Origin of the sequence: Halorubrum sp. Atlit-8R, assembly GCF_003666025.1 — an archaeon.
In the GTDB taxonomy this organism is placed as follows: Archaea; Halobacteriota; Halobacteria; order Halobacteriales; family Haloferacaceae; genus Halorubrum; species Halorubrum salinarum.
Genome location: NZ_QPLV01000030.1, coordinates 1 through 557, shown reverse-complemented (window position 1 = coordinate 557; position 557 = coordinate 1). Strand labels below are relative to the sequence as shown.

Annotated in this window: 1 pseudogene; it reads left to right on the top strand. The window is 54.4% G+C overall.

Features of this window, described 5'->3' with window-relative positions:
* Positions 1-35 precede the first annotated feature (35 nt).
* Positions 36-557 (top strand): annotated as a pseudogene (locus DVK05_RS17440) (hypothetical protein); the annotation flags it as partial.

Sequence of the window (557 nt, the reverse complement as noted above, 5' to 3'; positions counted from 1 at the left end):
AAGGATTTCAACGATCCCGAGAATACGTAACGGCAATGGAGGTTACAGAGAACGTCGACGCCGCAGAACCGACACATCGACTCGTCACTCGGCGTTTATCCGGTGTGAAGGACTGGGACGAGCTCGGCCGTGTGACAGTCGAGAACCGAGCGGTTCGCGTTCTGATGGATTACGGAACTGCTGTCCACCTGGGGCTTGATCCGAGACACGGTCAATTTGAGATGGTACAACGGGAGCTGACGCAGGTTCCCGACTCAGAATGTATCTTTATTGGTTCGGATCATGAATTTCGAGCGTCGCTTCCTGAGGACCGAGCGTTGGTTGAGTCGGTACTCGAGATCGCGGACGGTGATACTGATGCGTGGGCGGACCGTCTGTTCCACCTCGTCGAATTTGCGGTTCTAACCGACCGGTCGTGGCTATATCGCTCGGTGCCGCATGAGACCCATATCAGAGAAATCAACGCAGGGGAACACGAGGGAGTTATTGAAAAACTGAACGAGACATTTGCTCAGGTTCGAGGCTCGGCCATTGTTCCGTTTGGTGGACTTACCTCG